Here is a 3,297-nt window from a genome sequence, read left to right on the forward strand (position 1 = left end):
AGCGAGGTTACGCCGATGCGCTTGCTCGGCTACCCGTTTCCTGTGGTGATGGTATCCGTGACGGATCGTTCGCTCCGCTCGTATGCCCGCAAGCACATCTTGCGAAGAAACGATAAGGATTACAAGCAATTGACCGTCCCCGGTTTTTCCCTGTCTGATTACCAAGGCTGGCATAAGAGAGAGGTGGAGGGATTGCCATTGCTAAGCGAGACCGTATGAGTGTGGCATACGTATAAGGGTATCGTTTTACACGTATATCGACGTCGCCCCACACGTATATCGGTGTAGGCCTATACGAACGTAGGCGTGAGTCGATGCCGATATACGTGCGGGATGGAACCGATGCCGGGGAAAACAGGTGCAAGTAATGCAAGTAATGCAGCACCTTTTTCCCACACACGCACGTGTACATTATATATGTCGAATCAAACTTTCATACGGCTATCCAGCGTTTCTCATCCGGATCGTTCCATGCCTTGTTTGTGATCGTTTAGTGTAAAATTCTTGTTTTATATAATGTACGCACGTGTGTGGGAAAAAGGTGCTGCATTACTTGCATTATTTGCATTACTAGGGCCTATCCATAAGGACATAGATGTATAAAAATAATAACAAACCAGACATGTATCACAGACAATCATTTCCCCGTTTGGGCGATTACATCGCCACGGTTTTACAAGTCACCAGACTGACCAAGTCCATTATCCGCGTAAGCGGAGGCATTGGCAGTGACACTTACAATTCTTTTAAAAAGGCAAGGACATGCACTTTAGCGTTTACTATCGTTTGGTAGATCTCCTTTGGGACCATCTGTCGGACGAGGAACTTTTCCGTCGTCTGGCACGTGAGGCCTTGGAACGGTATATCGATTATAAGAAAGAGGAGGAAATGAACGGAGGAAAGAAATAATTTAAGGATGGGCTATGCAAATGAGATTAAGTTTTAACCTCGTGCCTGCCTTCATCGACTAATTAACTAGCCATGATTTTAGAAGAGAGTTTTGGAAAATCTACTGATTTTATCTCAGATGGGATGAACGCCTTCGAGCGTAACGTGAAGCGTATAGGGGACTGCCTTTTGGCCTTTATCGCCGGTTGTATTCTCCCCTTTGTTCTTGATCTGTTACATCGCCGTAAGGCGCGAGGATGGCGGTCCTGCCATTTTCAAGCAGGAGCGTATCGGTCGTTTCGGTCGCCCGTTCAACATTTATAAGTTCCGTAGCATGCGTTTGGACGCTGAGAAGTTTGGTCCTGCTCTTTACAAGGGAGGTGCGGATCCCCGCATGACCCGTGTGGGCAAGTTCCTGCGCGAGCATCATCTGGACGAGCTGCCTCAATTGTGGAACGTCTTCATCGGCGACATGGCCTTCATCGGCCCCCGTCCGGAGCGCAAGTTCTACATTGACCAGATCATGGAACGCGATCCCCGCTATCGTTTCTTGTACCAGATCCGTCCGGGGGTGACCTCGTATGCCACGCTCTACAACGGCTATACGGATACGCTGGAGAAGATGCTTCGTCGATTACGCTATGACTTGTTCTATCTGGAGCACCGCTCGTGGTGGTTCGATTTCAAGATATTGGTGAAGACGTTCTTGAACATTGCGTTCGGGAAGAAATTCTAGACAAAGAAAGCAGGGAATGGTGATTCCATTAAAATATCATGAAGGAAGTTCTGAAAGGCTGGCTCATCGACAATGCGGTGGTGACAGTGAAGGTCCGGATGAGATCTGACGGACTTGGTAAGTCACTATTACCTGATTGGGTAAATGGCTTGGAAATGTACCGTATCCCATGCCTTGGGACAAATTGAACGTAGTAATAAATCAAACAACAATATGTCGAAAGAAATCAAGATCGCTGTGGCCGGAACCGGTTACGTGGGATTGAGTATCGCCACTTTGCTGGCGCAGCATCATCCGGTTATGGCGGTGGACGTGGTACCGGAGAAGGTGGAGCAACTGAACCGTAGGCAGTCTCCCATCCAAGATGAGTATATCGAGAAATACTTGGCAGAGAAGGAATTGCGATTGACAGCTACATTGGATGGTGCCTCCGCATACCGTGATGCCGATTTCATTGTCATTGCGGCTCCCACAAACTACGACCCGGTAAGGAATTATTTCGATACGCACCACATAGAGGATGTGATCGACTTGGTGTTGAGTGTCAATCCCCATGCCGTGATGGTGATCAAGTCCACCATTCCTGTAGGCTATTGCCGGAGCCTTTACCTAAAATATGTCAATAAGGGGATTGAGAGTTTCAACCTGCTGTTCTCCCCGGAGTTCCTGCGCGAGAGCAAGGCTCTATACGATAATCTCTATCCCAGCCGTATCATCGTTGGTTATCCGAAGCTGATCGCCGACGAGCGGTTCAAGGAAGAGAACGAGGCCATCCGTCGCATCGCCGATATTTCGGCCTTAGAAGAGGCTGCGCATACCTTTGCCGCCTTGTTGCGGGAGGGGGCCATCAAGCAGGACATCCCCACCCTGTTCATGGGCATGAAAGAGGCGGAGGCGGTGAAGCTGTTCGCCAATACCTATCTGGCTTTGCGTGTCAGCTATTTCAATGAGTTGGACACCTACGCTGAGGTGAAGGGATTGGATTCGCAAGCCATCATCCAAGGGGTAGGCTTGGATCCCCGTATCGGTACGCATTACAACAACCCCAGCTTCGGTTATGGGGGCTACTGCCTACCCAAGGATACGAAGCAACTGTTGGCAAATTACCAAGACATACCCCAGAACATGATGACCGCCATCGTGGAGAGTAATCGTACCCGCAAGGACTTCATCGCCGATCAGATATTGCGCAAGGCCGGCTATTACGGCTACAGCGACCAGAACGACTTTCAACACTCGGAGGAGAAGGATTGCGTGATCGGAATCTATCGCCTGACGATGAAATCGAACAGTGACAACTTCCGTCAGTCTTCTATCCAAGGCGTGATGAAGCGTATCAAGGCGAAAGGTGCCCGTGTGATCGTCTATGAGCCGACACTGGAGGACTGTAGCTCGTTTTTTGGCAGTACCGTGGTGAACGACCTCGCTAGGTTTAAGAAGATGAGCCATGCTATTATAGCCAATCGCTATGATGGTTGCTTGGATGATGTGGTGGGCAAGGTTTATACGAGGGATATTTTTAGGAGGGATTAAGGATTTTTATTCGATAAGATGAGGTTCTTGAAGGAAAGGCTAGGTAGGAACAAGACCGTATTGGCCAATTTCTCTTACTTAAGCATATTGCAGGTATTTACGATTCTGTTTCCCTTGCTGACCTATCCTTATTTGTTGCG

General features: G+C 48.7%; 2 protein-coding genes and 2 pseudogenes. All 4 read left to right on the forward strand.

All coding sequences use genetic code 11. The features are described from left to right. Nucleotides 1-219 (forward strand): annotated as a pseudogene (locus D7V92_RS21630) (hypothetical protein); the annotation flags it as partial. Nucleotides 220-762: 543 nt separating this feature from the next. Next, nucleotides 763-909, forward strand: coding sequence for a hypothetical protein (locus tag D7V92_RS22345; RefSeq protein ID WP_005856415.1), 147 nt, complete (start codon nt 763-765; stop codon nt 907-909). Between the two features lie 72 nt (nt 910-981). Then, a pseudogene (locus D7V92_RS21640) lies at nt 982-1,624 on the forward strand (sugar transferase). Between the two features lie 213 nt (nt 1,625-1,837). Beyond that, nucleotides 1,838-3,157 (forward strand): nucleotide sugar dehydrogenase, encoded by a 1,320-nt coding sequence (locus D7V92_RS21645; RefSeq protein WP_121773775.1) that lies wholly within the window; start codon nt 1,838-1,840, stop codon nt 3,155-3,157. Nucleotides 3,158-3,297 lie beyond the last annotated feature (140 nt).

The organism is Parabacteroides sp. CH2-D42-20, from assembly GCF_003670185.1.
In the GTDB taxonomy this organism is placed as follows: Bacteria; Bacteroidota; Bacteroidia; order Bacteroidales; family Tannerellaceae; genus Parabacteroides; species Parabacteroides distasonis.

Coding starts and splice junctions, on each gene's coding strand:
- D7V92_RS21645 (WP_121773775.1), top strand. CDS start 1,838: ATGTCGAAAGAAATCAAGATCGCTGTGGCCGGAACCGGTTACGTGGGA.
- D7V92_RS22345 (WP_005856415.1), top strand. CDS start 763: ATGCACTTTAGCGTTTACTATCGTTTGGTAGATCTCCTTTGGGACCAT.